Below are 26,982 nucleotides of genomic sequence, written 5' to 3'. Positions count from 1 at the left end.
GCGCCGGGTCTAACCCAGCCACTCCCGCAGCAGCTCCTCGCGCTCCGCGCGGCGAGGCGTCCCGCCCTCCCACGTACGCCCCCACCGAGCCATCGTCGCCAACGTCGTCTCCAAGGTCGCCTCGCCCTCCGTCAGGCGGGACAGGAGCGTGTGGGAGAGATCGGCCTCGGTCTGCGAGTAACCCCGGGCGGCGGCCACGTACGTCATCAGCTCGTGGACGCCGTCCGCCGTCTCCACACCGACCCTCATCAGCGGCGGGGCCTCACCCGCCAGGCCCGAGCCGCCGGCCATGGCCAGCTCCAGCACCGTGCCGAGCGCCAGGTCCTTGACCGCGCCGACCTGCCGCATCAGCGTCTTCACGGGGACGCCCGACACCGTCAGGTCCCGTACGTCCTCCCACAGATGGAGGCGGGACTGCCCGTCGCCGAGGCCCACCACCGCCTCCGGGCTCAGTCGCACCCCGGGCGCGTGCCCGGACGGCTTCGCGCCCACGTACACATCGCCCTCGGCGATCCAGAACAGGCCCACCATGGCCATGGTTGCGCTCACTCTTCTTTCAGCGATCAGGTCGCCCTCGGGAACGGACGAACACCCTCGGAAGTTCCCTGGTCGCGCAGCACCCTGCGCGCCACCGACGTGATGTGCAGCTCGTCCGGGCCGTCGAGGACGCGGGCCGTGCGGCCGGTGCGCAGCAGGGCGGGGAGCGCGGTGTCCGGGCCGAGGCCCGCCGCGCCGAAGACCTGGACGGCACGGTCCGCCACGTCCTGCAGCGTCCGGGCCGCCGCCGTCTTCGCCAGACCCACCTCCACGTGCGCGTCGCGGCCCTCCGCGACCAGGGCCATAGCCTCGTACACCAGGGGCCGGGTGGAGCGCAGCGCCAGCAGCGCCTCGAAGACGTGCCGCTGGACGAGTTGACGGCCCGCCAGCGGGCCCCGGGCGCCCTGCCGGGCGACGGCCCGCCCGCAGAGCAGGTCGAAGGCCCGGCCGGCCTGCCCGAGCCAGCGCAACGCCCGCAACGTGCGCCCCAGTTGCAGTCGCTCACCCGCCACCGCCAGCGCCCCGCCCAACGGGCCCACCAGCTGCTCCTCGTCGACCCGTACCCCGTCCAGGGCGATCTCGTACTGTCCGCTCGCACCGAACACCGGCAGCTCCCGCACGACGCGGAAGCCGGGGGAGGCGGTGGGGACGAGGAGGAGCGAGAGGCCGGACTTGTCGCCTGCCTCGCCGCTCGTCCGGGCCAGCACGGTCACCAGGTCCGCGTCCAGGGCGTTCGACACGAACCACTTGCGCCCGCTCACGCTCCACCCGCCGCCCGACCGCCGCTCGGCGCGCGTCGCGGTCAAGGCCGGCTCGGTACCGGGCGTGTCCGGCTCCGTCATCGCGTAACAGGCGCGAAGCTCCCCCGAGACGAGCGACGGCAGATGGGCGGCCCGCACCTGCGGCGAGCCGTGCCGGGCCAGCATCGTCACGTCCAGGAGCGGGGCCGAACCCAGAGCGGCCGGGCCGTGGTCGCTGGCGCCCTCCGCCTCCGCGATCGCCGCGTACGCGCCCAAGGACAGGCCCCCGCCGCCCAGTTCGACCGGAAGCGGCAACGCCCACAGGCCCGCCGCCCGGGCCTCCTCCCGCAGCCGCGCCCGGATCCGGGCGGCCTCCGGACCGCCCGCGTCCAGCCGCGCCTCGTACGGGAACACCCGCTCCCGTACGAACACGGCGACCCGCTCCCGCAGTCGCTCCCCCTCGGCCGCGGCCGTCGGCTCCGTCACTGCTCGCCCCTCTCACCGGGAACTCGGCAGAACACGCGTCCGACTGTCTGCCCGTGGGAGTGGTCGGGCCCCTCCGCCCACCGGTTCCCGCGGCCCGTCCCCACATTCACCTCCATCACTGTCCCCGCCCCCGAGACGCGCCAGGAGACGAGCGGCATGGCGTCAGCTACGACGAACCCGGGGCCCGTCCGGCCCCTCGACGGGCTCCACTTCGCGTTCGCCGGACCCACGGCGCTCACCTGGGTGGTCGACGACCACCTGCGCCGGCTGGGGGCGCGGGACGGGGGCGGGGACGGGTGGTCCGCCGGTGGGTCCCGTGCGGGCGACGCGCGGTTCGTCCTCGGCGGCGGCGGGTTCCCCTCCGTTCGCGCCCGCGCCCGTTGGGGCGCGCCCGGCTCCGGAGTCGAGGACGAGGCCACCGCGCAGGCCGCCACCGGCGTGATGGGCGTGCACGGACGCCGCCACGGCACCCCGCGCGGCCTGGGCGTCGACCTCCTCGCCACCGCCACCGGCGTCCTCACCGTCCAGGGGCTGCTCGCCGCGCTGATCGGCCGGGCCCGCGGCACCGCATCCGTCGACCACGTGGACACGGCCGCCGACCGTACGGGACTCCTCCTCGTCTCGCAGTACCTCGCCGCCGCGGGCGCCGACGAACCCGAGGCCGTCGAACTAGCCCCGGGCGGACCCCCGTTCACCTCCCGCGAAGGGATCGTCTTCGAGCTGGAGACCCTGGACCCGGGCGCCTGGGCCGCGTTCTGGCGGGCCCTCGACGCGCCCGCCGACGCGATACGGGGAGGATGGCGCCCCTTCCAGTTCCGCTACGCCACCGCCTGCGCGCCCCTCCCGCCCGCCCTACATGCCGCCGCCCGCGCCCACGGCATGGAGCGCGTCCGACAGGCCGCCGCCCACTCGGGCGCCGAGGTGTGCCGGCTGCGGACGCTCGCCGAACGCGCCCGGGAGGAGGAGAGTGGCGGGGCCGACCCGTGGGCCTTGCGCCCGCTCGGGCCGGGCGGGCACCGGCGCGGCGCCGTACCGGCATCCGGTGCTGTCGCGGCGCCTGCGGGCCGGCCGCTGGAAGGGCTGACCGTCCTGGAAGCCGGGCGCCGGATCCAGGCGCCCCTCGCCGCCCACCTCCTCGGACTGCTCGGGGCCCGGGTCATCCGGATCGAGCCGCCGGGCGGCGACCCGCTGCGCGGCATGCCGCCCGCCTGCTCCGGCGTCTCCGCCCGCTGGCTCGCCCTCAACCGGGGCAAAGAGGCGGTCGAGCTCGACATCAAGTCCCCGGGCGACCGGGACGCACTGCGCGCGCTCGCCGCCGACGCGGACGTGTTCCTGCACAACTGGGCCCCCGGCAAGGCCGCCGAACTCGGCCTCGAAGCGGCGGACTTGAGCGTCGGCAACCCGGCGCTCGTGTACGCCTACACCGGCGGCTGGGCCGGGCGGCTGCCCGATGCCCCCATGGGCACCGACTTCATGGTGCAGGCCCGCACCGGCGTCGGCGAGGCCGTCCACCCGGAGGGTGAACCGCCCGTACCGTCCCTGATGACCCTGCTCGATCTCCTCGGCGGACTGCACGGCACCGAGGCCGTCCTCGCCGGACTCCTGCTGCGCGAACGGACCGGGCACGGCGTACGGGTGGAGTCCTCGCTGCTCGGGGCGGCCGACACCCTCCTGGCACCCGCCCTGCGCCGAGCCGCCGGGGGCGCCGCCCCGCGCAGACCGGCAGGCTTCCGGGACACCCTGCCGACCGCCGACGGCCGGATCGCCCCCACCGACACCTCCGCCGCCGCGGCCGCCACGTACCCACTCCACACCCTGCCGACCACGGAGGCCCTGACCCTGCTCCGTACCCATGGCCTCACCGCCAGCCGGGTCGTCACCGACCTGGGGGCGTTGCTGGCGGGGGGCGACGCCATGGGTGGCGGAGCCATGTGCGGCGGATCCATGTGCGGCGGATCCATGTCTGCCGACATTTCCCTCACCGGCACCACATGCGCCGCCACCACGTTTCCCGACGCCGTAGGGGCCGACACCGTGTGCGGCGGCACCACCACCGTCCCCACCACCCTCGTGGCCACCCGCGCCTCCACCCTCCACCCGTCCCCGCACGGCCCGATCGGGCGTGACGGGCACGGGGCGCCCACCGTTCCCGACCCCTGGAGCTTCGCGTGACCGTCGTCCTGCACGATCTGCTGCCCGCCCGGCTCCGTCGTTCCTGGGCGGTGGAGGGGCTCTGTCCCGACCTCGACCTGTACAGCCTGTTCCGGGCCCGGCAAGTCGCCGACCCGCACCGGACGGCCGTGATCGACGCCAAAGGGGCGCTCTGTTACACGGCGCTCGACCGGAAGGTCCGATGTCTCGCCGAGGGGCTGAGAGTGCTCGGTGTCGGGCCCGGGGACGTCGTCGGCGTCCAGCTCCCCGACGGGCGTGGCGCGGTCGTCGCCGATCTCGCGCTCGCCGCGCTGGGCGCCGTCACCCTGCCGTTCCCCGTCGGCCGCGTTGCCCCGGAGGCCGAGGGGCTGCTGCGGCGGGCCGAGGCCGTCGCCGTCATCGCCGCCACCGAGCACCGGGGGCGGACCCGCGCGGCCGATCTGCTCGCTCTCGCGCCCACGTTGCCCGCCCTGCGGCACGTGATCTCCGCCGGGCCGGGCGCCGCCCCAGAAGGAACGATTCCGCTGGCCCGGCTGCTGCGGACCGACCCCACCGGTTTCGTCCCCGCCCGCCCCGACCCCGACGGTGCCGCCCGCATCCTGGTCTCCTCCGGCACCGAAGCCGCGCCGAAGATGGTCGCCTACTCGCACAACGCCCTGGCCGGCGGCCGAGGCAACTTCCTCGCCTCCCTCCTGCCCGACGCCACCCCGCCGCGCTGTCTCTTCCTCGTCCCCCTGGCCTCCGCGTTCGGCTCCAGCGGCACCGCCGTCACCCTCGCCCGGCACGGCGGCACCCTCGTCCTGCTCGACCACTTCACGCCCGAGGCGGCCCTCGCGGCCGTCCGCGCGCACGCGCCCACCCACGTCCTCGGCGTCCCCACCATGATCCGGATGATGCTCGAACGCCTGGAGCCGGAGGGGGCAGGCGGAACGCTCCCGGCCCCCACCGCCCTCGTCGTCGGCGGCGCCCCCCTCGACGAGGCCACCGCCACGGCCGCCACCTCGGCCTTCGGCTGCCCCGTCGTCAACCTGTACGGGTCGGCGGACGGCGTCAACTGCCATACGGGGATCACCGGGCGAACCACTCCCACGAGCCCCGATCGCCGCAACGGGGTGGCTGGCGCGCTCATGGTGCCCCGGGTGCCCGAGGTGCCCGAGGTGCCCGAGGTGTCCGGGGCGCTCGTGGTGTCCGGGGTGCCCGAGGTGTCCGAGGCCTCCACGACGCCCGTGGCGCTCGGGTCGAGCACGGCGCTCGGGTCGAGCACGGCGCCCGGGTCGAGCACGGCCCCCGCCCCCTCCAAGGCCTCCGACCCGGCCGTACCCCCCATCGGCATCGTCGTCGGCCGACCCGACCCCCGGGTCGCCGACATCCGCATCGCCGATCCCGACACCCACCAGCCGCTGCCCGGCGGCCGGGTCGGCGAGATCGTCTCGCGGGGGCCGATGACCCCGCTCTGCTACGTCGCCGCCCCCGAACTCGACGCCCGCTACCGCACCCCCGACGGCTGGGTCCGTACCGGCGACCTCGGTTACCTCGACGCCGAAGGACTGCTCCACGTCGTCGGGCGACTCAAGGACGTCGTCATCCGGGGCGGCGCCAACATCAGCCCCGCCGAGGTGGAACGCGAACTCGCCGCCCACCCCGGCATCCGCGACGTGGTGTGCGTCGGGGTTCCCGACGCGCTCATGGGGGAGCGGCTCGCCGCGTGTGTCGTGCCCAGGGGGCCCGGCGCGGTCCCGCCGCTCCCGGAGCTGGGCGCGCACCTGACCGCACGCGGGCTCGACCGCCACAAGCACCCCGAGCTGCTCCTTCTGCTCGACGCGCTCCCGCTCACCGCCGCCGGGAAGCCCGACCGGGGCGAACTGCGCAGGCGGGCCGCGCTCGTGCCCGTACCCGCGGAGGCGTGAGGGAGGGAGCGGAGGGCGGGGCCCCGGTCTCCGCTCCCCGGGGTGGACGTCAGCCGTCCACCCCGCCCATCCCCTTCCTCAGCTCCCTCGCCGCTCCCCGGTACACCGCCAGCAGGTCCAGGTCCTCGCCGGGGTAGTTGGCGATCTCCACCTGCCGGGCGCCCGAGTCGGGCAGGACCGTGCCCGTCGACATGTGGGCGTTGTCGAGGACGAGCGCGGGCTTCTTCGCGGACAGGGCCGCGAGCTGGGCCGGGGTGACGGGATCGGGGCCGTACGTGCCGACCGTCGTGGCGCCCGCGAGGCCGGCCGCCCAGCCGGTGAAGACCTGCGTGACGACCGTCGGGCTGTGCCCGCCCGGCCAGGCCGCGCGCAGTTCGCCGCGCAGCCTCGCCACCTCCGCGTCGAGCCCCGTCTTCCAGTGCGCCGCCGCCTCCTTCGTGCCGAACAGGGCTCCCAGGCGGGCGACTTCGGCGGCGGCCTTGCCGGGCTCGTTGTCGAGGTTCACCTCGACGAGCCGGGCTTTGGACCCGGCCGCCTCCTTGATCTTCGCGGCGTACGGCTCGAAAGGCGCGTACAGCACGAAGTCCGCCCCGGCCACGGCCGCCAGGTCGGAGGGCTTCGGGTCGTAGTCGGGGGCGTGGTGGACCGACCGCGGCACGATGACCGTGACGTCCTCGGCCCCCGCCGCCTTCGCGAAGGCGCCCTCCCAGGTCGTCGTCGCCACGACCACCGGCTTGCCGTTCGCGCCGGGTGCCGCGTGGTCGCCGGCCGTTCCCCGGGCCGGGTCCGGACTCCCGCAGGCCGACGTGAGGAGGAGGGCGGCGCTCAGTGCGAGGACGGGAAGGAGGGGAGTGAGGCGGGGGAGGTGGGTGGTGCGGACGCGGCTGCGCGCCATGGGCGGATTCTCCGTTCGGGGATGAGGTGGACGGCGAGGACGACGAACCCCGCCGTCAGGACGAGGACCGGACCCGGCGGCCAGTCCAGCCACAGGGCCAGCAGGAAGCCCGTCAGGTTGACGCCGACGCCGATGCCGACCGCCCACAGCACGATCGACCGCAGCGAGCGGCCCAGGCGCCGCGCGGCCAGCGCCGGCAGGAGGGTGAGGGCGTCGACGAGCAGGGCGCCGGTGAGCTTGATCGCCCCGGCGACCGCCACCGCGACGAGGACCAGGAGCGCCGTGGTGAGCAGCCGGACCGGCACCCCCGAACACTGGGCGAGCTCCCGGTCGTACAGCAGCAGCGCCACCTCGCGCCGCCGCCACCACAGCAGCGCCGGTACGGTCACGGCGAGTGCGGCCAGGACGACGAGGTCCGCCGTGCCGACCGACAGGATCGACCCCCACAACAGGGCGAACGCCCCAGAGGCGTTGACGCCGGACACGGCGAGGACGAGCAGCGCGCCCGCGATGGCCAGGCTCATCAACAGGCCCATCGCGCCCGAGAGTCCGTCCGGGGTACGGGCCAGCGGGGCCACGCCCGCGCCCGAGAGCGCGCAGGCGACCAGCGCGCACAGCATCGGATCGAGCCCCGTCAGCAGACCGACCGCGATGCCCAGCAGCGCCACGTGCATCATCGCGAACCGCACCGGCATGATGTCGAGCCCGACGATCACCACCCCGACCACCGGCAGCCCCACGGCGGCGAGCAGCAGCGCGAACCCCGCCCGCCGCACGGGGACCAGGTCGAGCAGCGTCCCCAGGTCGGCGGTCGCGAGCGCGCTCACCGCACCTCCCGCAGCCGCCCCGCGGCCATCTCCAGGACCCGGTCGCAGCGCGCGGCGAGGGCCCGGTCGTGGGTCACCACCACGAGCGTCACCGGCAGTGCCGCCAGCACGTCGGCGGCCTCCTCCTGGCCCGCGAAGTCCAGCGCGGCGGTCGGCTCGTCGGCGAGCAGCACCTGCGCGCCGGCCGCCACGCAGCCGAGCGCCCGCGCGAGGTACATGCGCTGCAACTGGCCGCCGGACAAGGTGTGTACGGGCCGGTCCGTGAGTGTGCCGACACCGAGCCGCCCGGCCGCCTCGGCCGCCTCGGCGGGTGCGCCGCCGCTCGCCAGGAGCTCGTCGCCGCGCAGCGGGAAGCGCCCCGCCGCCGGCTTCTGCGGAATCCACGCGCAGGCCCGGCGCCGGGCGCCCCACTCGGCCGTCGAACGGGCCGTGCGGCCGCCGACCTCGATGGTGCCGGTGGTGTGCGGGTGCAGTCCGAGGACCGCGCGCAGCAGCGTCGTCTTCCCGGAACCGTTGGTCCCGGTCAGGGCCACCCGCTCACCCGCCGCGATCACCAGGTCGACGTCGGCGACCGCCTCCGTACGCCCGTGGCGGCAGCCGACCCCGCGCATGCGTATTTCCAGTCCGCCCATGCCCTGCCTCTCAGCCCTGCCCTGCCTCGCGGGCGGGGGAGAAGTCGGCGGGCGCCACCCGGGGGTTCCCGCGGATTCGCCGGAACCCGCGGACGGCACGGACCGACCCCTTCCCAGGAACACACGCGCAACTCTCACCTCACTCACCCCACCCGTCACCGCAGTCCCAGGAGCTTCCGATGAACCGCAGGCAGTTACTCCGCGCCACCACCGCCCTCGGCGCCACGGGCACCCTCGCCGCCACGGCCGCACCGGCGAACGCCGCGCCCGCCCCCGGCTCCACGCCCGCCCCCGCCGCCGACCGGCCGCTCCGCGTGCACATCCCCCTCTTCGACGGCGTCGAGGAACTCGACTTCGCCGCCCCCTACGAGGTCCTCTCCGGCGCGGGCTTCTTCACCACCCGCCCGGTGGAGGTCCGTTACGTCTCCGCCACCGGCGCCCGCTCCGTCACCGCCGCCTACGGAACGGCCGTCCGCGGCATCCGCCCCTGGGCGCCCGAGGAGGCCGACGTCCTCCTCGTCCCCGGCGGGGGGTACGCGCGACGGGACAGCCCGGGCGTCTGGGCCGAGATCGACCGGGGCACCCTGCCCCGGGCCCTGGCGGCCGCCGCCCGCCCGGGCCTCACCGTCGCCGCGCTCTGCACCGGCGTCATGCTCCTGTCGGCGGCCGGCCTGACCCGGGGACGCCCCTGCACCACCCACCACAAGGCCAAGGCCGACCTGGAGGGCCAGGGCGGCCTGGTCAAGAACGCCCGGGTCGTCGACGACGGAGACCTCGTCACCGCCGCCGGCGTCACCTCCGGCCTGGAACTCGCCCTCTGGCTGGTCCACCGCGAGCTCGGCTCCGACGCCGCCACCGATCTGGAGACGATGCTGGAGTACGAGGCCCGCGGCACGGTCTGGACCTCCGCCTAGGGCCGGGAAACGGCGCCTTTCGCCCGCCAAGCCAGGCCAGGCCAAGCCAGGCGGGACCTTCCGGACACGACCCAGGGTCCGGGCGGCCCCGCCGCCCGGGTCCTACAGGCCCACGTCACGGGCCCGCAGGTCCGCCTGGGTCTCGCGGCGCACGAGCAGCCGGCTCGTCCCCGCCGCGACCGCCACCACCGGAGGACGGCCGACCAGGTTGTACGTGGAGGCCATCGACAGGTGGTACGCGCCGGCCGCCGGCACCGCCAGCAGGTCGCCCGGGTGCACGTCCGCCGGCAGCGGGACGTCCTCGGCCAGGACGTCCCCGGCCTCGCAGTGGCGCCCCACGACCGTCGCCCGCCGCGCCTCCGCGTCGGACCGGCGCCCGATCAGCCGGGGCGCGTACCGCACCCCGTACAGCGCCGGGCGCGGGTTGTCGCTCATGCCCCCGTCCACGGCGACGAAGAAGCGCTCGGGCGTCGCCTTGACCGCGAGGACCCGGTAGACCACCACCCCGGCCGGGCCCGTCACCGCCCGCCCCGGTTCGACGATGAGCCGGGGCACGGGCAGCCCGGCGCCCGCGCAGCTCTCGGCCAGTTCGGACCGCACCCTGCGGGCGAGGGCCGTCAGGTCGAGGGCGGGATCGCCGGGCCGGTACGCGATGCCGTGCCCGCCGCCGAGGTCGAGCTCCGACAGCACCACCCCGTGCGCGTCCCGGGTCCGGGCCATCAGCCCCACCAGTCGGCGGACCGCGACGAGATACGGCTTGACGTCGGTGATCTGCGAGCCGAGGTGGCAGTGCAGCCCGGTGAGCCGCAGCCGGGGCTGGCCGAGGACACGGGTGATCGCGTGCTGGGCGTGCCCGTCCCGCAGCGAGAGCCCGAACTTCTGGTCGTCGGAGCCGGTACGGATCTTGGCGTGGCCGCCCGCGCTGATCCCGGGCGTGACCCGCAGCATCACCCGCTGCCGCTCGCCCGGGCCGACGGCGGCCGCGATCCGGGCGATCTCGGCGGGGCTGTCGATGACGATCCGGCCCACGCCGAGCCGCAGCGCGGCCCGCAGGTCCTCCGGGGACTTGGCGTTGCCGTGCAGCAGGATCCGCTCGGGCGGAAAGCCGGTGGTGACGGCGAGTTCGAGCTCCCCGGCGGAACAGACGTCCAGGCCGAGGCCCTCCTCCTCGACCCAGTGGGCCAGGGCGCGGCACAGGAACGCCTTGGCCGCGTAGTGGACGTCCGCCCCGGGGAACGCGTCACGATAGGTGCGGCAGCGCGCGCGGACCTCGGCCTCGTCGAGGACGTAGACGGGGGTGCCGTGGCTCTCGGCGAGCTCGTCCAGCGGCACGCCGCCGACGGACAGGCGTCCGTGGGGCCGCTCTTCGGTGCTGGCGGGCCACACGGACAGGTCGCCCGCGGGGACGGCGACCGGAGGCAGCGGCGTCACGGTCATCTCGGGCCGCCCTTCAGCGCACGGACGCGGTCAGGGGGCGGACGGGGGCCGTGCCGCCCGGGGCGCCCGTGCCGTTGCCCGCGCCCCTCCCCGTACCCGTGCCCGGTGCCGTCAGCGTCGGGTCGACAGTCAGGGCGTCGATGCCCAGCGGCCGTACCAGGGCCCGCAGCGCGGGCTCGGCGAGGGACGTCCACGGCTGGTCGGCGCCGAGGACGGCACGGAGCCGGGCCGGCGTCGTGAACGCCACCGCCGTACGGGCCCCGACGGGGCTGCGGAAGAGGCGGGCGGCGCAGCCGTGGGCGACCGGCCGGACGGGGACGCAGAGCCGTCCGGCCGGCATCCGTTCGGAGGGCTCGGGATCGTCGCCGCACAGCTCACCGCACTGGACGTGGGGCATGGTTCCTCCAGGGAACGGGTGTGCGCCCCGGCGGCGTTCGCGCCGGAGCGGTGAGCCGAAGCTACGCCCGCCCCGGGCGCCCGGGACCTCCCCTGACGTACCCCTGACGCCGGTTTGACGCGAATCGTGCGCCTAAGTGGCGCCGAACCGCCTGCCGGATCGTGCTCCCAGGTGGCGCCGTATCGCCGGCCGGAACGTCCCCGACGCGACGCCGGAACGGCCGGTCCCGAGCCCTCGGGTGACGAGATTGCGCGATCACCTCGATCCGCGCGCGGCGAGCTGGCACGCTTGCCGTCGTGACGTACGTCGTAACCGTGGAAACGTGCATACCCGAGGGTGCTCCCGAGCTGGACGAGCTGCGCAGGATCGGGGCCGGGACGCTGCTGGAGCGGGGGTTCGACTCCGTGGCCGGGGTCGAGGGGCCCGACGGGGTCGAGGTCGGCGTCCTCGACGTCGTCGTCGGGGTCCATCCCGGCGGCGCGGTGCTGAACGTGTTCGTCGAGGCACCCTCCCTGGAGGTCGCGGAGGACGCCGTCGGCTCCGTGACCCAGGAGGTGCTCGACCGGTCCGAGGTGCTGGCCGACTGGGTGGTGGAGAGCAGCGAGGTCAAGCTGCACACCGATCTCGCCCGGGAGAGCCTGGAGGCCGCCGACGGGCCCGACGCCCCGCCCAGCGATCCGCAGGCGCGGCGCGCCCAGCACGCCCTGAAGGCCGACGAGCCCGTGGAACCGGACGAGGAGACGCACGACCCCGAGGCCGAGATCCGGGGCATGGCCGCACGGCTGCGGTCCTTCCCCCCGGCCGCGTTCGGGGTCGTCGACCCCGTGGACGCGTTCGGTGTCGGTCCCGGCGCCGCCGAACTGGCCGCCGGCGCCCTGGTCTACGGCGCCGAAGTGCTCATCGACGAGCTGTTCGACGACGTGCAGGCGCTCGCTGAGGAGGACACGAACGTCGCCGACTGCGAGGGCCATCTCTGGCACCTGGACCAGCTCCCGGTGCGCTACGCCGCCCGCTACGACGAGCTGTTCGCCCGCCGCTTCCTCGTCACCGCCGTCGCCCTCACCACCCGCTTCACCGACGGCGGCTTCGAACGGCTCGGCTGCCTGGCCGAGGAGCTCGTGCTGAAGTTCCTCCTGGAGCAGGCCCACGTCACCCTCGACCTGTACGGCCTCCTGGACGACGAGGTCACCGCGGCCCTGGAGTGCTTCTCCAACGGCGTCTACGAGGACCAGGACTTCGAGTGGCTCTTCGACGACGCGGGCGACACCCCGACCGAGCCGACGGTCCTCGGCTTCGGGACCTGGTTCACCCCCTTCGGCGAGGACCGCTACGTGCACCCGTACGCCGCCGACGAGCTGGTCCAGGAGCCGGAGGACGCGTAGGCAGTAGGCTCCCGGGGGCGGGCCGACCGGGAGAGGTCCCGGACCGCCGCCCGGGAGAAGTCCGCGAGCAAGGAGCAGCAGTGTTCGTCAAGGTGTGCGGGCTCGCCACGACCGCCGACATCGACGTGGCCGCCGGGGCCGGGGCCGAGGCGATCGGACTGGTGATCAGCGGGACCAGCGTCCGCGGCCTCGACTGGGACCGGGCCGTGCGCCTCGCCGCCCACGTGCCCTCGCACGTACGGTCCGTCCTCGTCGTCAACGACACGCCCGCGGGCGACGCCGCCCGCGCGGCGCGCGAACTCGGCGTCGACGCCCTCCAGCTCCACGGCCCCGCCTACGCCCGGGCCGACTTCGACGAGGCGGCCCGCACCTTCCCGCACCTGTGGCGGGCCACCTCCCTGAACGAGAAGCCCGACACCCGGGTCGGCGCCTACGGCGAGGAGGTGCTGCTCCTCGACTCGCCCCGCGCCGGATCCGGTGCCCGCTGGGACCTCTCCCTCCTCGACACCGCCCGCCCCGAGGGCCCGTGGCTGCTCGCCGGCGGCCTCGCCCCCGACAACGTCGCCGAGGCGATCCGGCAGGCCCGGCCCTGGGGCGTCGACGTCTCCAGCGGCGTCGAGTCCGCCCCCGGCGTCAAGGACCACGATTGCGTCCACGCCTTCGTCACGGCCGCGAAGGCCGCCGCGAAGGCCATGCAGGCCCTCTAGAAGGTGTCACGGCCGTCACGGCCGTCCGGGCTGTCGGGGCCGTCCGGGCTGTCGGGGCCGTCGGGGCCGTCGGAGGGTTCGCGGTCCGCCACCCAGCGCCAGAAGTCGACCATCATCCGCTCGTAGCGGATGCCGAACTCCAGCGCCTCGCGCTGGCCGCGGCTGAGGAGTTCACCGACGCTCGTGGCGAGCTCCTCGTACTCCTCCAGGGTCCGGGCGTGCTCCGTGACCTGGACCGGGGCGTGCACCCGGGGGCTCGCGCCGAACCACAGTTTGAGGATGCCGCGTTCCCGCGCCTCGACCGGGACGAACGCCGGGTCGTCGAGCCAGCCGCGCAGCACCCCGGCGCCGTCCTGAGTGAGCCGCATGAGGCGCCGGTTGCGCCCGCCCTCCCGGCGCGTCTCCGACAGCAGGCCCGCCTCCAGGAGCCGGTCGCACTGCGCGTACACCTGCGCGTGCGGCATCGACCAGAACGGCGCCACCGTACGGGCCGCCTCGACCTTCACGTCGTACGGGCTGGCCTCGCCCAGCTTGTCGATGATGCCGAGTACCAGGAACGAGGGCGTGGTCAACCGGACTTCAGACATGCCGCGACCGTACACGCAGCCGACCGCGCGGGACCCGGTCAGCCGGTGGCCGCCGCCAGGTGCCGGCTCCACAGCAACCGCCCGGACACCCCCGTCACCAGCAGCCCGACGACCAGACCCACGAGACTCAGGGCCGGGCCGGATCCCCAGTCGACCGCCGAGGCGTGCACGGCCAGCAGCACCGCCGCCGCGAGCGCCACCAGCGGCACCGACAGCAGCGCGGGCCGGATGCGCGCCAGATCGTCCTCGGCGAGCGAACCCAGCACCCCCACCCCGAGCGCCAGCGCCCACACCCCGAGTCCCTGCGCGTCGGCCCGGCTCACCGCCCAGGGCACCAGGGCGCCCCAGAACGCGGGGGCGACGAGCAGCCCCGTACCGAGACCGAACCAGCCCGCCCCCAGCAACGCCAGCGCGGGCTTCGACCAGCCGGGCAGCGGGGCGGTCCGCGCGACCGGGGCCCGCACCGGCCGGCGCAGCTGCGACACCAGGCACACCACCGCGCCCACCGCGAGCAGGGCGAGCGTCGCGACCCAGCCCAGGCTGAACAGCACGAGGAAGACCGGGCCGCCGGACACCACCCGCAGCGCACCGCCGTTGAGCAGCGACACCGTGAACAGGCCGACGAGCACGACCGCGAGCGGCCAGATCAGGGTCCGCACCTCCTCCCAGCTCCCGGACCGGCCGACGGTGAGCAGCGCCGGTGCCACACCCGCCATCGCCGCCCCGAGGAGCCCGGGGCTCAGGGCCTCGGGCGACTGCCACGGCCCGGCCGCGTGCCCGGTGACGCTCGCGAGGACGAGGAGCGCGCCGACGCCGACGCTGATCAGGGCCACGGCCGTGCTGAGCACGACCACCCCGGGGGCGAGCTCGCGGCCGTCCGTCCTGCCGGAGGTGCTGGTCATGGCTGCTCCAGGGGAGGAGTGGGGGAGTGGGGAGTGGGAGAGGGAGGAGGCGAGGGGTGGCGGTCAGGCCGCCTCCGCCGTCCGTACGGGGTCCGGCGCTGTGCTGTCCTGGGCGTCCGGCCCGCGCCGCAACGCCTCCCGCCCGTACAGCACCCGCAGGCTCAGCACCGTGTTCGCCGCGAAGGCCATGAAGCCGCAGCCGATCCCGGCGCCCGCGACCAGCGCCGTCAGCGGGTCGAGGCCCATCGCGCGCTCGAAGAGCACCGCCGCGCCCGCCGACAGGGCGGGCGCCAGGCACAGGGCCGCCAGCTGGGTGCGCCACTCCTCGCGCGGCCAGTGCGCGCCGCGCCGGCCCGCCCGCAGGGCCCGCACGTGCAGGACGGCCGCGATCACGACGTACGGCACGAGGTAGGCGAGGAGCAGTCGGCGGCCCTCGGCGCCGTGGCCGAGGAAGGCCCGCCCGAGCCAGGCGAGACCGGCCGCGCCCAGCACATGGGCGGCGGCGAGCACCGGCACGGGGCACCAGCTGCCGGTGACGGTGGGCAGCTCCTCGCGCCGGTCCAGGGCGCGGGAGGCGAGCAGCGCGCCGAAGGCCACCAGGGCGCCCAGGTGCATGATCGCGACCCGGTTGACGTCCTGGAGGGAGAGCCCGGGGTAGAGCACGGGCAGCACGCCCCATTCGAGACGCAGCAGCGGGGCGGTCATCAGGTAGGCGTAGCCGAGCAGCATCCACCGCTGGTGCAGTTCGGGGAGGCCGGTGACGGCGGTGAGGACGCCGAAGGTCACGCTGAAGACGGTGCCGACCAGGATCGTGGCGAGCACGATCCAGAACGCGGCGCCGCTGAAGGCCTCGTGGGGCGGGGTGCGGGCGAGGTAGACGGCGGCGCCGGCCATCGAGGCGTGGACGACGACGGCGTACGCGACGCCGGCGGCCCGGTGCGGCCGCATCCGGCGGCGGACCGCCGAGAGCAGCTGGAGCGGGCCGAGCAGCATGAGCAGCCCGCCGAGGACGGAGTGCGCGACCAGCGGGACGAGGCTGCGGGTGTACGGGCCCATCCGGTCGCGGACGGCGTCGGCGACGTACCCGGGCGACACCGACCTGCCGAGCAGCCACTCGCCGAACGCCGGGGCTCCGGGGCTGGCGTACGGCCACAGCTCGGTCATGGCGATCGGTGCGTAGAGGAGGCAGAGGACGGTCACGGCGATCGCGGCGATCCGACCCCGGCGCGGACCTCGACGCGGGGCCCGAGGCCGTTCCTGTCGCGGTTCCCGCTCCGGTCCTCGGCGCCGACCCCCGCGTGTGTCTGTCGCACCGGCCATGGAGGCGCCCCCGTCCCTCGATAGTCCTTTCTGGACTATCGAGGAAGGTAGGGCCAACCACCGCCCCGGTCAATGCCCCGTGCCTACCGCCGGGTTGGAGGTTCCGTACCGGACCCTGGCATGACCGTGCCCCGACGGCGGGGGACGGCGCGTCGGGGCACGGAGCTCGGGGGAGCCGGCAAGGTCTGCCGGGCGGGACCTAGTCGGAGAGGAACAGGCGGCCGTGCCGCTCGTCCCCCCGCTCGCCCGCCGCGCGCAGCCCGGACCACAGCACGGACTGGTTGGCGGTGACGACCGGAACGTCCAGGGCCTTCTCCAGGAGGGGCACCAGCGTCTGGCTGCGGAAGCCGCTGCCGGGCACGAGGACCCCGTCCGCCCGGCCGCCCGTGGCCGCGAAGGCGGCGGTGGTCTGGCGCAGCACCTCGTCGGGGTCGATCGCCCAACGGGCGCCCTCGTCGAAGGCGTTGTACGGCTCGATGTGCGCCCACTCCGGGCCCAGCTCGAAGGGGTGGACGAACACCTCCTCGACGCCGTGCGCCGTCAGGTACGCCTCCGCGGCGCGGTGCGTCGGCGGCGTGAACCACGGCGGCATCACCACCAGCGGGCGCCGCACGCCCACGGCGGCCAGCGCCTCGGTCAGGGCCTGCCCCGAGGTGTAGACCGGCGTGCCGTGGGAGTGCGCGAGGGCGGCCTCGGCGAACTCGGCGTCGAAGCCCTCGCCGCCGAAGAAGCTGGGCGAGCCGAAGCAGAACGCGATCCGGTCGACGCCGAGCCGGCCGAGGAAGTCCAGCGAGCGGACCACGTCGGGCGCGTCGGCGAGCAGCCGCGCCGTGCTGCCGGTGTACTCGGCGTCGTCGAGCCGCGGGCACTCGAAGCGGGCCGTGTGGACACTGGTGCCGTCCGGGGCCGTCCGCCAGATCTCGGTCTCCGGCACGGGGTCGTTGTGGATGACGAGGATGCCCAGGCGGGTCATGCCACCGAGTCCTTTCCGCGCAGGCCCCCGAAGCCCCGCCAGCTCCACAGCGCGCCGACGGCGGCGAGGGCCGCGGCCAGCAGGAAGCCGGGCAGGAAGCGGGAGTCCGCGGGGCCGTCGCCGAGCAGGATGACCAGGACGGCCACGCCGAGCGCCCCGCCCGCGTACTGACTGGTCGTCATGAGGGCGCCCGCGACACCCTGGTTGGCGTCGTCGACGTCGCGCGTGCCGCCGACGAACATCGACGTGTAGATCATGCCGTGGCCCAGGCCCGAGACGATCAGGCCCGGCAGCATGCCGGTCCAGTACGAGGTGGTGTGGACGCCGAGGGCGAGCAGCACCAGACCGGCCGCGCCGACCAGGAAGGCGACCGGGGTGCTGACCCCGACCCCCACCTTCGGGATGATCCGGCCGGCGATCATGTTGCCGAGCGTGATGCAGACGGCCAGCGGCAGGAAGGCGATGCCGGCGGCGAGCGGGGCCATGTCCCGGTTCTCCTGGAGGAACAGCGTCACCATGTAGAACTCGACGCCCGCGACGCTCGCCATGTACAGCGCCGTCGCCCCGCAGCCGACGAGCAGCGTGCGGGTGCCGCGCAGGGACCGCTCGATCAGCGGCACCGAGCTGCTGCGCTCCCGCACCACGAAGACGGCCAGGCCCACCACGGCGGCGCCGAAGGACACCAGCGTCGACGGGGCGCCCCAGCCGTCGCCCGCGGCGAAGGTCAGACCGAACACCGAGGCCAGCACGGTCGCCGTGCACACCACGGCGCTGAGGACGTTCAGCGGCTTCGCCGTGCGCACGTCCGGCTGGGCGAGGAAGCGCGGCGCGGCGAGCACACAGATCAGCGCGAAGGGCAGGTTGACGAAGAAGGTCCACCGCCAGGACACCGTGGTGAGCAGACCGCCCACGACGACCCCGGCGGCCAGCCCGCTGGCACCGACGGTGCCCCACACGGCCATCGCCCGGGTCCGCTCGCGGCCCGCCTCGAAGCTGGTGTTGAGCAGGGCGAGGATCGACGGCTGCAGCGCGGCGGCGGCGATGCCCTGCGCGGCCCGGGCGAGCAGCAGCACGGCCGCGCCGGCCGCGAGGCCGCCGGCGAGCGAGGCCACGCCGAAGAGGGCGAGCGCGCCGATGAACAGGGTGCGCGGGCCGATCCGGTCGGCGATCCGGCCGCCGAGGATCAGGAAGCCGGCGAAGAACACGCTGTAGGCGCTGACGACCCACTGCATGGCGGAGCCGGACAGGTCGAGGTCGGCGCTCATGCTGGGCATGGCGACGAAGATGACGGAGAAGTCCAGCGCGATCAGGAACTGCGCGGCGGAGATGGTCAGCAGGCTGCCCGTGACGCTCCGCTTATGGGTGGAGGTGAGTGTGGCTGTCATGTCCCCTGGTCTCTACGGTTCGCTGGTTCGGGCTTCTAGTGCGGTGCGGGCAGCGGCGCTGCCGTCAGCGTGCCGAGCACGCCGGAGAGGGCGTCGACGGAGCGGACGACGGAGTGCGCCCCCGCGTCTGCCAGAGCCTCCCCGGTGGCGACGCCGTAGGTGACGCCGACCGCGCGCATGCCCGCCGAACGGGCCATCCGCATGTCGTCGACGGCGTCCCCGACGACCACGCACGCCTCCGGGCCGCGGCCGAGCCGGCGGGCGGCCAGCAGCGCCAGGTCCGGGTGCGGCTTGCCGCGCTCGGCCATGCCGTGGCAGACCACCGCGTGGAACAGGTCGTACAGCCCGGCGGGCTTGAGGAGTTCCTCGGCGCTCGGCCTGATCTTGCTGGTCACGATGGCGATCTGGTGGCCCTCCTCGCGCAGCCCTTCGAGGAGGGCGCGGATGCCGGGGAAGACCAGCTCGCGGGCGCGGGGCACGGCCTGCTCGCGGAAGAGGTGCCGGAAGAGGGCGACCGCGGCGTGCACCTCGGCGTGGTCCTCGGGAAGGTCCGTCAGCTCCGCGAAGGAGGCGGCCAGCGGCCGGCCGATCGTCGCCCGCACCCGCGCGTCGGAGGCGCTGCGGCCCCGCTCGGCGAGGGTGGCGTGGAGGGTGTCGGCGATGGCGGACGGCGTGTCGAGCAGGGTGCCGTCCAGGTCGAAGAGGACCGCGCTCACCGCTGCTCCTCCTTGGCGAGGTGGACCGCGAACTCGGCCGCGAGCGCGGTGGTCGACTTCAGCACGGACACGTTGGCGTCGGCGGTGCGGCCCTCGGTGGCCTCGGCGATGGCCTTGAGCAGGTACGGGGTGACCGCCGGGCCCGTGATCCCTTCGCGGGCGGCGCGCTCGGTCGCCTCGGCGAGCGCGTCGGTGATCTCCTGCGAGGGGATGCCGTCGTCCTCGGCGATGGGGTGGGTGACGAGGACGCTGGTGTCGTTGCCGGAGCGCCAGTGGGCCCAGGTGGCCCGGGCGATGTCGGCGAGGTCGTCGAGGCGGTGCGGGTTGCGCACGCCGCTGGAGACGGAGAGGTAGGCGGGGAAGTCGTCGCAGCGGTAGCCGATGACGGGGATGCCCGCGGTCTCCAGCCACTCCAGGGTCCACTGGGGGTGCAGCATCGACTTCGCCCCGGCGCACACCACCGCGGTCCGCGCGCGGGTGAACTGGACGAGGTCGGTGGAGATGTCGAAGCTGGCGGGGGCGTCGCGGTGGACGCCGCCGATGCCGGCGACGGCGAAGACGCGGATCCCGGCCAGTTCGGCGGCGAGCAGCGACGAGGAGACGGTGGTCCCGCCGGGGCCGCCGGCCGCGAGGGTGACGCCGATGTCACGGGTGGAGACCTTCGGCACCTTCCCGTACGCGCAGAACTCCTGGAGCAGCGCGTCGTCGAGACCGACCCGCAGCTTTCCGCCGAGCAGCGCGATCCGCGCCGGCACGGCGCCCTGGGCGCGGATCCCGGCGTCCATCTCCCGGGCCAGCTCCAGGTTGTCGGGGTGGGGGAAGCCGGAGAGGACGGAGGATTCCAGGGCCACGACGGGTCTGCCGTGGGCCAGGGCTTCTGACACCTCCTCGCCGAGTGCGAGGAGAGTCGGGTCGAACGCCGGCGCACGAAGGTGCGAGGAGGTGGTCATGAAGGGATCCCCTTTGTGTTGCGGAGTGCTGTGCGGTGCTGTGCCTGTCTCTCTGACTTCTGCCTGCGTGAAGGGCGGACGCGTTACGCGCAGCCCGTGCCGTCGGCGCGACAGACCACGCCGTCGAGCGCGGCGGACTCGGCCAGCCTGGCCCGCTCGTCCAGGACGGCCTTGCGGATCTGCGCGGTGCTGGGCACGCCCTCCAGACGGGTGTCGCCGACGAGGATCGTCGGGACGGCCTGGACGCGGTTCGCCTCGGCGTCGCGCAGGGCGTCCTGGTGGCGCTCGTAGTACGTGCCGTCCTCCAGGGCCTTGCGGTACGCGGGGCCGTCGAGGCCGATCTCCTCGGCGAGGCCGACGAGGACGTCGAGCCGGCCGAGGTCCAGGCTCTCCTGGAAGAAGGCCCGGAACATGCGCTGGTTGTACGCGTCGCCCCGGCCGTGCTCGACGGCGAACTGCCAGCCCTCGAAGGCCAGTCGGGTGTACGGCTGCGGCGAGACGGTGGGCAGGGTGATGTCCACGCCCAGGCGGCGGGCCATCGGGTAGACGGCGCGCTTCCAGATCTCGGGGAGGTACGGGTCCTCCGGGCGGAGCGTCGGCTTGGGCTCGGCGCGGAGCTCGAAGGGCTTCCACTCGATCTCGACGTCGAGACCCTCGACGGCCTCCTCCAGCGGGCCCTCGGCCAGCATGCAGAAGGGACACACGTAGTCGGACCAGACCTGGATCCGTACCTTCTCGGTGCCGCTCCCGGTGGCCGCGGGCGTCCCGGTGCTCTCGGTGCTCACGAGTGGTTGCTCCCTCGGTTGGCCAGGTACTCCTGGAACGGCACCTCGTATCCCTCGACCGGGAGGTGGGTGGTCCTGATGCCCCACGCGGTCGGGTCGGCGCGGTAGATGCCGTACGAGCCGGAGTAGTCGAAGCCGTACTGGGCCGCGGCCTCGCGGTCGGCGGCGTAGACGATGTGTTCGACGCCGAAGTACAGGGCGACCTGGTAGCACAGGGCGCACGGCTCTCCGGAGGCGATCAGGGTCGCCCCGTGCACGGCGAACGAGCCGTGCTGCTTGGTGGCGTTGCGCAGGGCGACCACCTCCGCGTGGGCGGAGGCGTCGCGGTCCTCGCGGACGCGGTTGAAGCCGGTTCCCAGGACCCGGCCGTCGTGGCGGACCACGATGCCGGAGAAGGGGATGCCGCCGGCGGCGACGTGTGCGCGGCTGATCCGGACTGCTTCTTCCACCTGCTTGGTCAGGTGGTCCTTGGCTGCGGTCGTCATGAGGGGGCTCAGACGGAGGTCACGCGCAGGATGATGGCGCCGCCGATGATCGACGCGAAGGACAGCAGCCGGGCGAGGGTGATCTTCTCCTTGAAGAGGATCGCGCCGAAGACGACGGTGCCGACGCCGCCGATGCCGGTCCAGATCGTGTAGCCGACCGACACGTCCAGCTCCAGCAGGGCGCGGGACAGCGTGTAGATGCCGCCGGCCGCGGCCAGCAGGGTCAGCACGCTGGGCCACAGCTTGGTGAAGCCCTGTGTGGCGTTGGTGCCGAGCGCGAAGAGGATCTCGAAGACGATGGCGATACCGAGGTAGACCCAGGTCATGGGAACGGCTCTCTCTACTGGAAGCGAGGGGGGGAGGGTGGGGAGATCAGACGGAGGCCGTGGCGCGCTCTTCAGCGACGCGCTCCGCCGCGACCTTCTTGTCCGCGGCGATCTTGTCCGTGATGCGCAGGGTGGTGCCGCCGCCGATGATCAGGACGAAGGCGAGGACCTTCCAGATCGTCATCGGCTCGTCGTAGATCAGGGTGCCGAAGATGACGGTGCCGACGCCGCCGATGCCGGCCCAGACGGTGTAACCGACGCCCACGTCGATGTACTTGAGGGCCTGGGAGAGCGTGTAGATGCCGCACGAGGCGGCCGCGGCCGTGAGGAGCGAGGGGCCGAGGCGGGTGAAGGCGTGGGTGGCCTCGGTGGAGAGGGCGAAGGTGATCTCGAACAGCGACGAGAACAGCAGCCAGGCCCAGCCGATGTTCTGGTTCTTCTGTGTCTGATCGGCGGACACTTTGCCTCCATTGTTGTTTGTGCGTGCAAGTTCCTTAGGATCATGAGGCTCCTAAGTACGGCACGAAGTTAGCTAGGATCTTGCATGGTCATATAACCTGTTGTCAAACCCCCTTTTGAGGAGAGGTACATGAACAACGCCAGCACCACGTCTCCCGCGCCCACCTCGGACCAGGCCGTCTGGGACCGCGTGCTCACCCTCCATGCACGGGTCGAGCGCGAGCTCGCCAACGCGCTCCAGCGCCGGCACGGCATCGGCCTCTCGGAGTACCGGGCGCTCGAGAACCTGTCCTCCTCGCCCACCAGCGAGCTGCGCATGCAGGAGCTCGCCGACAAGATCGGGCTCGGGCAGTCCTCGGTGACCCGCCTCGTCGAGCGGCTCAAAGGTGCCGGTTACGCCTTCAAGGACCTCTGTCCCTCGGACAAGCGCGGGGTCTACGCGGTGATCACCGACGAGGGCCGCAGCCGCTATGTGGCCGCCCGCGCGACCTACGCGGAAGTACTCTCCGGCGCGCTCAACTCGCAGGGCGCCGACCCCGCGCTCGCGGCCACCGTGGCCTCGCTGCGCAGCGCCCGCCCGGCGTAACCCCTCGTTCCGGGCTCGTCCCGAGCGCACCCCCGTCCCCCCGGGCTCGCCTCCGTCCTCTCCCCGTACCTCTTCCCCGACCGCTGGCCGTCGCCTCCCACCGTCTCCATCCGCCGGAGACGGAAGGGCGCGGCCTTTTTGCGTTCACACGGCTGCAGCACCAACTTAATGATCTTGACTTAGAGTATTAGTTGCATGCACAAGCGGTGACCTAGGTCACAACGAGACCGCTCGGTATATGCTTGACCGTGCATGGAGAATCGGTAATCTCTGATCTCGGCGCAGATCGGTTCGAACGGAGATCGTTCACTCGAACGAAGGGCCGGACGGATCGAACGGTGCTTGGCCCAGTCTTTTCCAGACCATGCGGGGGAAACGTGCCATCGCCCAGCCTTGCCCAGAACATCGCCGCGCACGCCGAGCGGCAGCCGTCCTCGACGGCACTCGTGCTCAACGACGAGCGGGTGACCTACGGTGAACTCGCCGCCCTGGTGACGCTCCTGTCGGAGCGGATCGCGGCGGCGGACCTCCCGGCCGGCCGGCCGGTGTGCGTACCGGCCCGCAAGGACCCGGCGACCGTCGCCCTGATGCTCGCCGCCTTCGGCCGGCCTCTGGTCGTCCTCGCGCCCTCCGCCGAACTCGGCGAGGACGCCCTCGACCGGATCTGCCGTCAGGCGCGGGTCTCGGCACGGCTCTCGGCCGCCGCCGACGGCACCCTGACCGTCCGGTACCAGGAGGAGGACGAGGCCGCCGCGGACGGCTTCGCCCGGCCCGCCGCCGACGCGGCCCGGCTGCTCCTGACCACCTCCGGCTCCACCGGCACCCCCAAACTGGTGCCGATCGGGACCGAGGCCTTCGACGCCTTCGCCGCGTGGGCCGTCGAGGAGTTCCGCATCACCGCCGCGGACAGCTCCCTGTCCTACGCCCCGCTCAACTTCGACCTGGCCCTGCTCGACGTGTGGACCTTCCTCGGCGCCGGGGCGCGGGTCGTCCTGGTCGACCGCGAGAAGGCCACCGACGCCCCGCACCTGCGGAGCCTCGTCGCGGACGGCACGGTCACCTTCGTCCAGGGGGTGCCGCTGCTCTACCGCCTGCTCACCGAGGGGGAGGGGAGCTTCGAGCGGGTGCGCGAGGTGCTCCTCACCGGGGACGCCGTACCGCAGGACCTCCTGGAACGTGCCGCAGAATCGTTTCCTCTCGCGCGGTTCCACAACGTCTACGGCTGCACCGAGACCAACGACAGCTTCCTGTACCCCATCGACCCGCGCACCGCGCACGGGAAGATCCCCATCGGCCGGCCGCTGCCCGGCGTCGAGGCCACCGTCCTCGACGACGAGGGGCGGGCGCTGACCGGACCCGGCAGCGGCGAACTCGTCGTCCGCACCCCCTTCCAGACCACCGGCTACCTCCAGGAATCCCTGAACCCGGACGTGTTCGTCGTCCGCGAGGGCCGGGTCTTCTACCGCACCGGGGACATCGTCACCCGTAACGCCGACGGCCTCTACCAGCTCGAAGGCCGCTCCGACTGGCAGGTCAAGGTGCGCGGGGTGCGCACCAACCTCCAGGAGGTCGAGTCCGTCCTCGCCCAACACCCCGACGTCGAGGAGGCGGCCGTCGTCGCCCTCCCCGACCCGGAGGCCGGAGTGAGACTGTACGCCCGCCTCACCAAGCGCGCCGGAGCCGGCCTCAACTCCCTCACGATCCGCTCGTACGCGGGAGCCAACCTGCCCCGCCACGCCATTCCGTCCAGCGTCCGCATCAGCGAGATCCCCTTGCCGCGCACCTCGACCGGCAAGCCGGACCGCAACAAGATCAAGGAGGAGATCAGCGCATGAGCGCCCCCACCCGTGACATCGCCGGAGAGATCCGCGCCCACCTGCTCACGCAGTACCTGAAGGGCGAGGACATCACCGCCGAGGACCTGCCCGGCGACTACGAGCTGATCGAATCGGGCGTCGTCGACTCGCTGGGCCTCGTGAAGCTCATCCAGCACATCGCCAACACCTACGGCGTCCCCATCGACGACATCGAGATCGGGCCGGACAACTTCCGCACGATCGACGCCATCACCAAGACGATCACGGACAACACCGCTCTCTGAACGCCACCCCTCAGGCATCTGCCAGGTATCCGCACATTCCGCAGAGGAGACACGCATGTTCACGCGCACGCTCGAGGACGTCACCCCGGTCGAATGGGGCAACGGCACCAGCCACCGGCTGCTGACCGAGGCCGACAAGATGGGCTTCACCGTCTGCAAGACGCTGGTCCGCAAGGGCACCAACTCCGCCCTCCAGTACCGCAACCACCTGGAGGCCTGCTACTGCGTCGCGGGCTCCGGCGCGGTCGTGCACAAGGACGGCACCGTCTTCAAGATCAACCCGGGCACGATCTACGTCCTCGACGAGCACGACCCGCACTACCTCATAGCCTCCGAGCACGAGGACCTGCACCTCATCTCGGTCTTCAACCCGCCGCTCACGGGCGCGGAGCAGCACAGACTCTCCGAGGACGGGTTCTCCCAGTACTAGGCACCTCCCGTTCCCGGCCGGGCCGTCGGCGCGACACGGCCCGGCCGGGAACGCCCGCCCCGTCCGTACCAGGAAGGAAGACCGTGACCGCCGAAGTACTGCCGCCCCCGACCGACCGGGACGGCCCGCTCACCGCACTCGTCGCCCCCTACGCCGACGTCCTGAACGCCGACCTCGCGGAGCTGGACGCAGGCGGCGTCTTCTCCCGCGCCAAGTGGCAGGCGATCAGGGACAGCGGCATCCTGCGCACCCCCTTCAAGGAGGAGCACGGCGGCAGCGGACGCAGCTTCACCGAGACCATGAAGGTCCTCGAAGGCCTCGGCTACCACTGCCGCGACGCCGGCGTCGCCTTCTCCACCTCGACGCAGATCGTCTCCCTCGCCACCCCGCTGGAGAAGTTCGGCTCCGCCGAGCTGAAGGCCCGGTACCTGCCCCGCATCCTCTCCGGCGAGGCCGTCACCGCCCACGCCATCACCGAGGAGTCCGGCGGCTCCGACGCCATGAACATCAGCACCGTCGCCGTCCGCGAGGACGACCACTACGTCGTCGACGGCGGCAAGATGTTCATCACCAACGCCCCCGTCGCCGACCTCTTCCTGCTGTACGTGCGCACCGGCAAGCCCGGCCCCTTCGGCCTGACCTGCCTGCTCGTCGAACGCGACACCCCGGGCCTGGAGATCGGCGAACCCCTCGACAAGCTCGGCCTGCGCACCTCCCCCCTCGGCCGGCTGAGCTTCGACCGGCTGCGCGTCCCCGTGACCAACCGGGTCGGCGCCGAGGGCGGCGGCTTCCTCGTCCTGGACTACGTGATGAAGCGCGAGATCCTCTACGCCTTCTCCCTCTCCCTCGGCGAGATGCGCCACCGGCTCGACACCGTCATCCGGTTCGCCACCGAGCGCACCCAGTTCGGGCAGCCCATCTCCGGCTACCAGGCGATCAGCCACAAGATCGTCGACATGCGGATCGCCGTCGAGACCGCCGCCAAGTGGCTCGCCGACACTGGCGCCAAGGCCGAACGCGGCGAGGACATCTCCCTCGACCTGGCCTCCACCAAGATCGTCGTCTCCGAGGCCAACGTGAAGACCGCCCTGGACGCCGTCCAGATCCACGGCGGCCGCGGCGTCCTCACCTCGTACGGCATCGAGCGCGACCTGCGCAACTCCGTCGCGGGAACCATCTACTCGGGCAGCAGCGAGATCCAGCGCAACCGCATGGCCGCCCTCCTCGGACTCTGAGCTAGGAGCTCTCCCGTCATGAGCATCGCCCTCGACGAACTGCACGCACTGACCCGGCCCACGGACTTCCTCGACCACGAGTCCGACGAGGTCCAGAACTTCGTGGACTCCGTCGTCAAGGACCGTGCCGCCGACCGGCGCGAGAACGCCGTGAAGCTCTACTACGCCGTCCGGGACGGCCTCGACTACGAGGTCTACGACACCGACCTCAGCCCCGAGGGCCTCAAGGCCTCCAGCGTCCTCACCGCCGGCCAGGGCTTCTGCCTCCACAAGTCGGTCGTCTACGCCGCCGCCGTCCGCGCCCTGGGCATCCCCTCCAAGCTGGTCTACGGCGACGTCCGCAACCACCTCGCCAGCCCCCGGCTGATCGCCCACATCGGCGGCGACGTCTTCTTCCACGGCCTCACCCAGGTCTACCTGGACGGCCGCTGGGTCAAGGCCACCCCCGTCTTCAACAAGCTGCTCTGCCGCCTCTACGGCATGGAGGCGCTCGAGTTCGACGGCACCGGCGACTCCCTCTACCACCCGTACGCGGGCCAGGACGGCAAGGGCTCCATGGAGTTCCTCAAGGACCACGGCTCCTTCGACGACGTCCCGTACGACTTCGTCATCTCCACCATGCGCGCCAAGCACCCCAACTTCCTGAGCAGCGAGGGCAGCGGCACCGTCAAGGGCGGCTCACTGGCCGCCGAGGCCGACACCGCCGTCGACCCCGCCGCCGGCAGATAAG

At 73.5% G+C, this 26,982-nt stretch carries 29 protein-coding genes; 11 read left to right on the top strand and 18 right to left on the bottom strand.

What is annotated here, in order from left to right:
• Positions 1-9 precede the first annotated feature (9 nt).
• On the bottom strand, positions 10-549 hold the full coding sequence (locus tag ACZ3ZE_RS11220; RefSeq protein ID WP_361623024.1) for a hypothetical protein: 540 nt from the start codon (positions 547-549) through the stop codon (positions 10-12).
• A gap of 14 nt (positions 550-563) precedes the next feature.
• Entirely contained in the window at positions 564-1,763 is a 1,200-nt protein-coding gene (locus tag ACZ3ZE_RS11215) for an acyl-CoA dehydrogenase family protein (protein ID WP_467258505.1), read from the bottom strand.
• A gap of 156 nt (positions 1,764-1,919) precedes the next feature.
• Between ACZ3ZE_RS11215 and ACZ3ZE_RS11210 the strand changes: the two genes are divergently transcribed.
• Positions 1,920-3,935, top strand: coding sequence for a CoA transferase (locus ACZ3ZE_RS11210; RefSeq protein WP_467258502.1), 2,016 nt, complete (start codon positions 1,920-1,922; stop codon positions 3,933-3,935).
• Positions 3,932-5,821, top strand: coding sequence for a class I adenylate-forming enzyme family protein (locus tag ACZ3ZE_RS11205; protein WP_467258499.1), 1,890 nt, complete (start codon positions 3,932-3,934; stop codon positions 5,819-5,821). Before ACZ3ZE_RS11210 ends, ACZ3ZE_RS11205 begins: the two co-directional genes overlap by 4 nt.
• A gap of 49 nt (positions 5,822-5,870) precedes the next feature.
• On the opposite strand, the gene ACZ3ZE_RS11200 is transcribed toward ACZ3ZE_RS11205, so the two are convergent.
• Genes ACZ3ZE_RS11200 through ACZ3ZE_RS11190 form a run of 3 tightly spaced genes read right to left on the bottom strand, consistent with a single transcriptional unit; the run spans position 5,871 to position 8,175 of the window.
• Positions 5,871-6,716, bottom strand: a complete 846-nt coding sequence (locus ACZ3ZE_RS11200; RefSeq protein WP_361623012.1) for a metal ABC transporter solute-binding protein, Zn/Mn family — start codon at positions 6,714-6,716, stop codon at positions 5,871-5,873.
• On the bottom strand, positions 6,647-7,543 hold the full coding sequence (locus tag ACZ3ZE_RS11195) for a metal ABC transporter permease (protein WP_361178338.1): 897 nt from the start codon (positions 7,541-7,543) through the stop codon (positions 6,647-6,649). Before ACZ3ZE_RS11195 ends, ACZ3ZE_RS11200 begins: the two co-directional genes overlap by 70 nt.
• Positions 7,540-8,175 (bottom strand): metal ABC transporter ATP-binding protein, encoded by a 636-nt coding sequence (locus ACZ3ZE_RS11190; protein WP_467258497.1) that lies wholly within the window; start codon positions 8,173-8,175, stop codon positions 7,540-7,542. Before ACZ3ZE_RS11190 ends, ACZ3ZE_RS11195 begins: the two co-directional genes overlap by 4 nt.
• 179 nt (positions 8,176-8,354) lie before the next feature.
• On the opposite strand from ACZ3ZE_RS11190, the gene ACZ3ZE_RS11185 reads away from it, so the two are divergent.
• The gene (locus ACZ3ZE_RS11185; protein WP_467258495.1) at positions 8,355-9,089 is read left to right on the top strand and encodes a DJ-1/PfpI family protein; all 735 of its coding nucleotides are present in this window, start codon (positions 8,355-8,357) and stop codon (positions 9,087-9,089) included.
• A gap of 102 nt (positions 9,090-9,191) precedes the next feature.
• On the opposite strand, the gene lysA is transcribed toward ACZ3ZE_RS11185, so the two are convergent.
• The gene (gene lysA, locus ACZ3ZE_RS11180; RefSeq protein ID WP_361178330.1) at positions 9,192-10,526 is read right to left on the bottom strand and encodes a diaminopimelate decarboxylase; all 1,335 of its coding nucleotides are present in this window, start codon (positions 10,524-10,526) and stop codon (positions 9,192-9,194) included.
• Between the two features lie 13 nt (positions 10,527-10,539).
• Positions 10,540-10,923, bottom strand: coding sequence for an SAV_915 family protein (locus ACZ3ZE_RS11175; RefSeq protein ID WP_467258493.1), 384 nt, complete (start codon positions 10,921-10,923; stop codon positions 10,540-10,542).
• A 296-nt stretch (positions 10,924-11,219) separates the two neighbouring features.
• Between ACZ3ZE_RS11175 and ACZ3ZE_RS11170 the strand changes: the two genes are divergently transcribed.
• Both ACZ3ZE_RS11170 and ACZ3ZE_RS11165 read left to right on the top strand, forming a co-directional pair.
• Positions 11,220-12,305 carry a hypothetical protein gene (locus ACZ3ZE_RS11170; protein WP_361622997.1) on the top strand — a complete coding sequence of 362 codons (1,086 nt, stop codon included), beginning with the start codon at positions 11,220-11,222 and terminating at the stop codon, positions 12,303-12,305.
• Positions 12,306-12,385: 80 nt separating this feature from the next.
• On the top strand, positions 12,386-13,012 hold the full coding sequence (locus ACZ3ZE_RS11165; RefSeq protein WP_467258491.1) for a phosphoribosylanthranilate isomerase: 627 nt from the start codon (positions 12,386-12,388) through the stop codon (positions 13,010-13,012).
• Here ACZ3ZE_RS11165 and ACZ3ZE_RS11160 read toward each other — a convergent pair.
• The 11 genes from ACZ3ZE_RS11160 to ACZ3ZE_RS11110 form a co-directional block, all read right to left on the bottom strand.
• Positions 13,009-13,599 (bottom strand): helix-turn-helix transcriptional regulator, encoded by a 591-nt coding sequence (locus ACZ3ZE_RS11160; protein ID WP_361178318.1) that lies wholly within the window; start codon positions 13,597-13,599, stop codon positions 13,009-13,011. The genes ACZ3ZE_RS11165 and ACZ3ZE_RS11160 overlap by 4 nt on opposite strands.
• Before the next feature lie 38 nt (positions 13,600-13,637).
• Positions 13,638-14,501, bottom strand: a complete 864-nt coding sequence (locus ACZ3ZE_RS11155; RefSeq protein ID WP_467258489.1) for a hypothetical protein — start codon at positions 14,499-14,501, stop codon at positions 13,638-13,640.
• A 63-nt stretch (positions 14,502-14,564) separates the two neighbouring features.
• Positions 14,565-15,701 (bottom strand): DUF2306 domain-containing protein, encoded by a 1,137-nt coding sequence (locus ACZ3ZE_RS11150; protein ID WP_467258486.1) that lies wholly within the window; start codon positions 15,699-15,701, stop codon positions 14,565-14,567.
• Between the two features lie 319 nt (positions 15,702-16,020).
• Positions 16,021-16,794 (bottom strand): maleate cis-trans isomerase family protein, encoded by a 774-nt coding sequence (locus ACZ3ZE_RS11145; RefSeq protein ID WP_361178308.1) that lies wholly within the window; start codon positions 16,792-16,794, stop codon positions 16,021-16,023.
• A complete protein-coding gene (locus ACZ3ZE_RS11140; protein ID WP_361178306.1) occupies positions 16,791-18,179 on the bottom strand; it encodes an MFS transporter in 1,389 nt (462 codons plus the stop codon). The genes ACZ3ZE_RS11145 and ACZ3ZE_RS11140 overlap by 4 nt, the downstream gene beginning before the upstream one ends.
• Before the next feature lie 35 nt (positions 18,180-18,214).
• A complete protein-coding gene (locus tag ACZ3ZE_RS11135) occupies positions 18,215-18,895 on the bottom strand; it encodes an HAD family hydrolase (RefSeq protein WP_361178303.1) in 681 nt (226 codons plus the stop codon).
• On the bottom strand, positions 18,892-19,845 hold the full coding sequence (locus ACZ3ZE_RS11130) for a pseudouridine-5'-phosphate glycosidase (RefSeq protein WP_363290924.1): 954 nt from the start codon (positions 19,843-19,845) through the stop codon (positions 18,892-18,894). Before ACZ3ZE_RS11130 ends, ACZ3ZE_RS11135 begins: the two co-directional genes overlap by 4 nt.
• Positions 19,846-19,928: 83 nt before the next feature.
• Entirely contained in the window at positions 19,929-20,630 is a 702-nt protein-coding gene (locus ACZ3ZE_RS11125) for a DsbA family oxidoreductase (protein ID WP_361178297.1), read from the bottom strand.
• Complete coding sequence (locus ACZ3ZE_RS11120; protein WP_361178295.1) at positions 20,627-21,115, bottom strand: nucleoside deaminase; 489 nt, start codon at positions 21,113-21,115, stop codon at positions 20,627-20,629. The genes ACZ3ZE_RS11125 and ACZ3ZE_RS11120 overlap by 4 nt, the downstream gene beginning before the upstream one ends.
• An 8-nt stretch (positions 21,116-21,123) precedes the next feature.
• Positions 21,124-21,441 carry a DMT family transporter gene (locus ACZ3ZE_RS11115; RefSeq protein WP_361178293.1) on the bottom strand — a complete coding sequence of 106 codons (318 nt, stop codon included), beginning with the start codon at positions 21,439-21,441 and terminating at the stop codon, positions 21,124-21,126.
• A gap of 46 nt (positions 21,442-21,487) precedes the next feature.
• Positions 21,488-21,901, bottom strand: a complete 414-nt coding sequence (locus ACZ3ZE_RS11110; protein ID WP_361178291.1) for a DMT family transporter — start codon at positions 21,899-21,901, stop codon at positions 21,488-21,490.
• A 129-nt stretch (positions 21,902-22,030) separates the two neighbouring features.
• Here ACZ3ZE_RS11110 and ACZ3ZE_RS11105 point away from each other — a divergent pair, with 129 nt between their 5' ends.
• The 6 genes from ACZ3ZE_RS11105 to ACZ3ZE_RS11080 all read left to right on the top strand — a co-directional run bounded on the left by ACZ3ZE_RS11105 (position 22,031) and on the right by ACZ3ZE_RS11080 (position 26,981).
• Positions 22,031-22,486, top strand: a complete 456-nt coding sequence (locus tag ACZ3ZE_RS11105) for a MarR family winged helix-turn-helix transcriptional regulator (RefSeq protein ID WP_329425476.1) — start codon at positions 22,031-22,033, stop codon at positions 22,484-22,486.
• Between the two features lie 377 nt (positions 22,487-22,863).
• Entirely contained in the window at positions 22,864-24,321 is a 1,458-nt protein-coding gene (locus ACZ3ZE_RS11100) for an AMP-binding protein (protein ID WP_467258483.1), read from the top strand.
• Positions 24,318-24,587, top strand: coding sequence for a phosphopantetheine-binding protein (locus ACZ3ZE_RS11095; RefSeq protein ID WP_329425480.1), 270 nt, complete (start codon positions 24,318-24,320; stop codon positions 24,585-24,587). The genes ACZ3ZE_RS11100 and ACZ3ZE_RS11095 overlap by 4 nt, the downstream gene beginning before the upstream one ends.
• Positions 24,588-24,642: 55 nt before the next feature.
• A complete protein-coding gene (locus ACZ3ZE_RS11090) occupies positions 24,643-25,017 on the top strand; it encodes an ectoine synthase (protein ID WP_361178287.1) in 375 nt (124 codons plus the stop codon).
• A gap of 83 nt (positions 25,018-25,100) precedes the next feature.
• Entirely contained in the window at positions 25,101-26,252 is a 1,152-nt protein-coding gene (locus ACZ3ZE_RS11085; RefSeq protein ID WP_361178285.1) for an acyl-CoA dehydrogenase family protein, read from the top strand.
• A gap of 18 nt (positions 26,253-26,270) precedes the next feature.
• Positions 26,271-26,981: a transglutaminase-like domain-containing protein gene (locus ACZ3ZE_RS11080; protein ID WP_361178282.1), complete on the top strand. Its 711-nt coding sequence runs from the start codon at positions 26,271-26,273 to the stop codon at positions 26,979-26,981.
• Position 26,982 lies beyond the last annotated feature (1 nt).

This window comes from Streptomyces sp. NPDC023157 (genome assembly GCF_055560575.1).
This window is presented reverse-complemented; position numbering and strand designations above follow the sequence as displayed.

Bases quoted from the DNA above. Each gene is read 5' to 3' on its own strand.
- ACZ3ZE_RS11210 (WP_467258502.1), top strand. From the start codon at position 1,920: ATGGCGTCAGCTACGACGAACCCGGGGCCCGTCCGGCCCCTCGACGGG.
- ACZ3ZE_RS11200 (WP_361623012.1), bottom strand. From the start codon at position 6,716: ATGGCGCGCAGCCGCGTCCGCACCACCCACCTCCCCCGCCTCACTCCC.
- ACZ3ZE_RS11190 (WP_467258497.1), bottom strand. From the start codon at position 8,175: ATGGGCGGACTGGAAATACGCATGCGCGGGGTCGGCTGCCGCCACGGG.
- ACZ3ZE_RS11185 (WP_467258495.1), top strand. From the start codon at position 8,355: ATGAACCGCAGGCAGTTACTCCGCGCCACCACCGCCCTCGGCGCCACG.
- lysA (WP_361178330.1), bottom strand. From the start codon at position 10,526: ATGACCGTGACGCCGCTGCCTCCGGTCGCCGTCCCCGCGGGCGACCTG.
- ACZ3ZE_RS11175 (WP_467258493.1), bottom strand. From the start codon at position 10,923: ATGCCCCACGTCCAGTGCGGTGAGCTGTGCGGCGACGATCCCGAGCCC.
- ACZ3ZE_RS11160 (WP_361178318.1), bottom strand. From the start codon at position 13,599: ATGTCTGAAGTCCGGTTGACCACGCCCTCGTTCCTGGTACTCGGCATC.
- ACZ3ZE_RS11155 (WP_467258489.1), bottom strand. From the start codon at position 14,501: ATGACCAGCACCTCCGGCAGGACGGACGGCCGCGAGCTCGCCCCCGGG.
- ACZ3ZE_RS11145 (WP_361178308.1), bottom strand. From the start codon at position 16,794: ATGACCCGCCTGGGCATCCTCGTCATCCACAACGACCCCGTGCCGGAG.
- ACZ3ZE_RS11140 (WP_361178306.1), bottom strand. From the start codon at position 18,179: ATGACAGCCACACTCACCTCCACCCATAAGCGGAGCGTCACGGGCAGC.
- ACZ3ZE_RS11130 (WP_363290924.1), bottom strand. From the start codon at position 19,845: ATGACCACCTCCTCGCACCTTCGTGCGCCGGCGTTCGACCCGACTCTC.
- ACZ3ZE_RS11120 (WP_361178295.1), bottom strand. From the start codon at position 21,115: ATGACGACCGCAGCCAAGGACCACCTGACCAAGCAGGTGGAAGAAGCA.
- ACZ3ZE_RS11115 (WP_361178293.1), bottom strand. From the start codon at position 21,441: ATGACCTGGGTCTACCTCGGTATCGCCATCGTCTTCGAGATCCTCTTC.
- ACZ3ZE_RS11105 (WP_329425476.1), top strand. From the start codon at position 22,031: ATGAACAACGCCAGCACCACGTCTCCCGCGCCCACCTCGGACCAGGCC.
- ACZ3ZE_RS11095 (WP_329425480.1), top strand. From the start codon at position 24,318: ATGAGCGCCCCCACCCGTGACATCGCCGGAGAGATCCGCGCCCACCTG.
- ACZ3ZE_RS11090 (WP_361178287.1), top strand. From the start codon at position 24,643: ATGTTCACGCGCACGCTCGAGGACGTCACCCCGGTCGAATGGGGCAAC.
- ACZ3ZE_RS11080 (WP_361178282.1), top strand. From the start codon at position 26,271: ATGAGCATCGCCCTCGACGAACTGCACGCACTGACCCGGCCCACGGAC.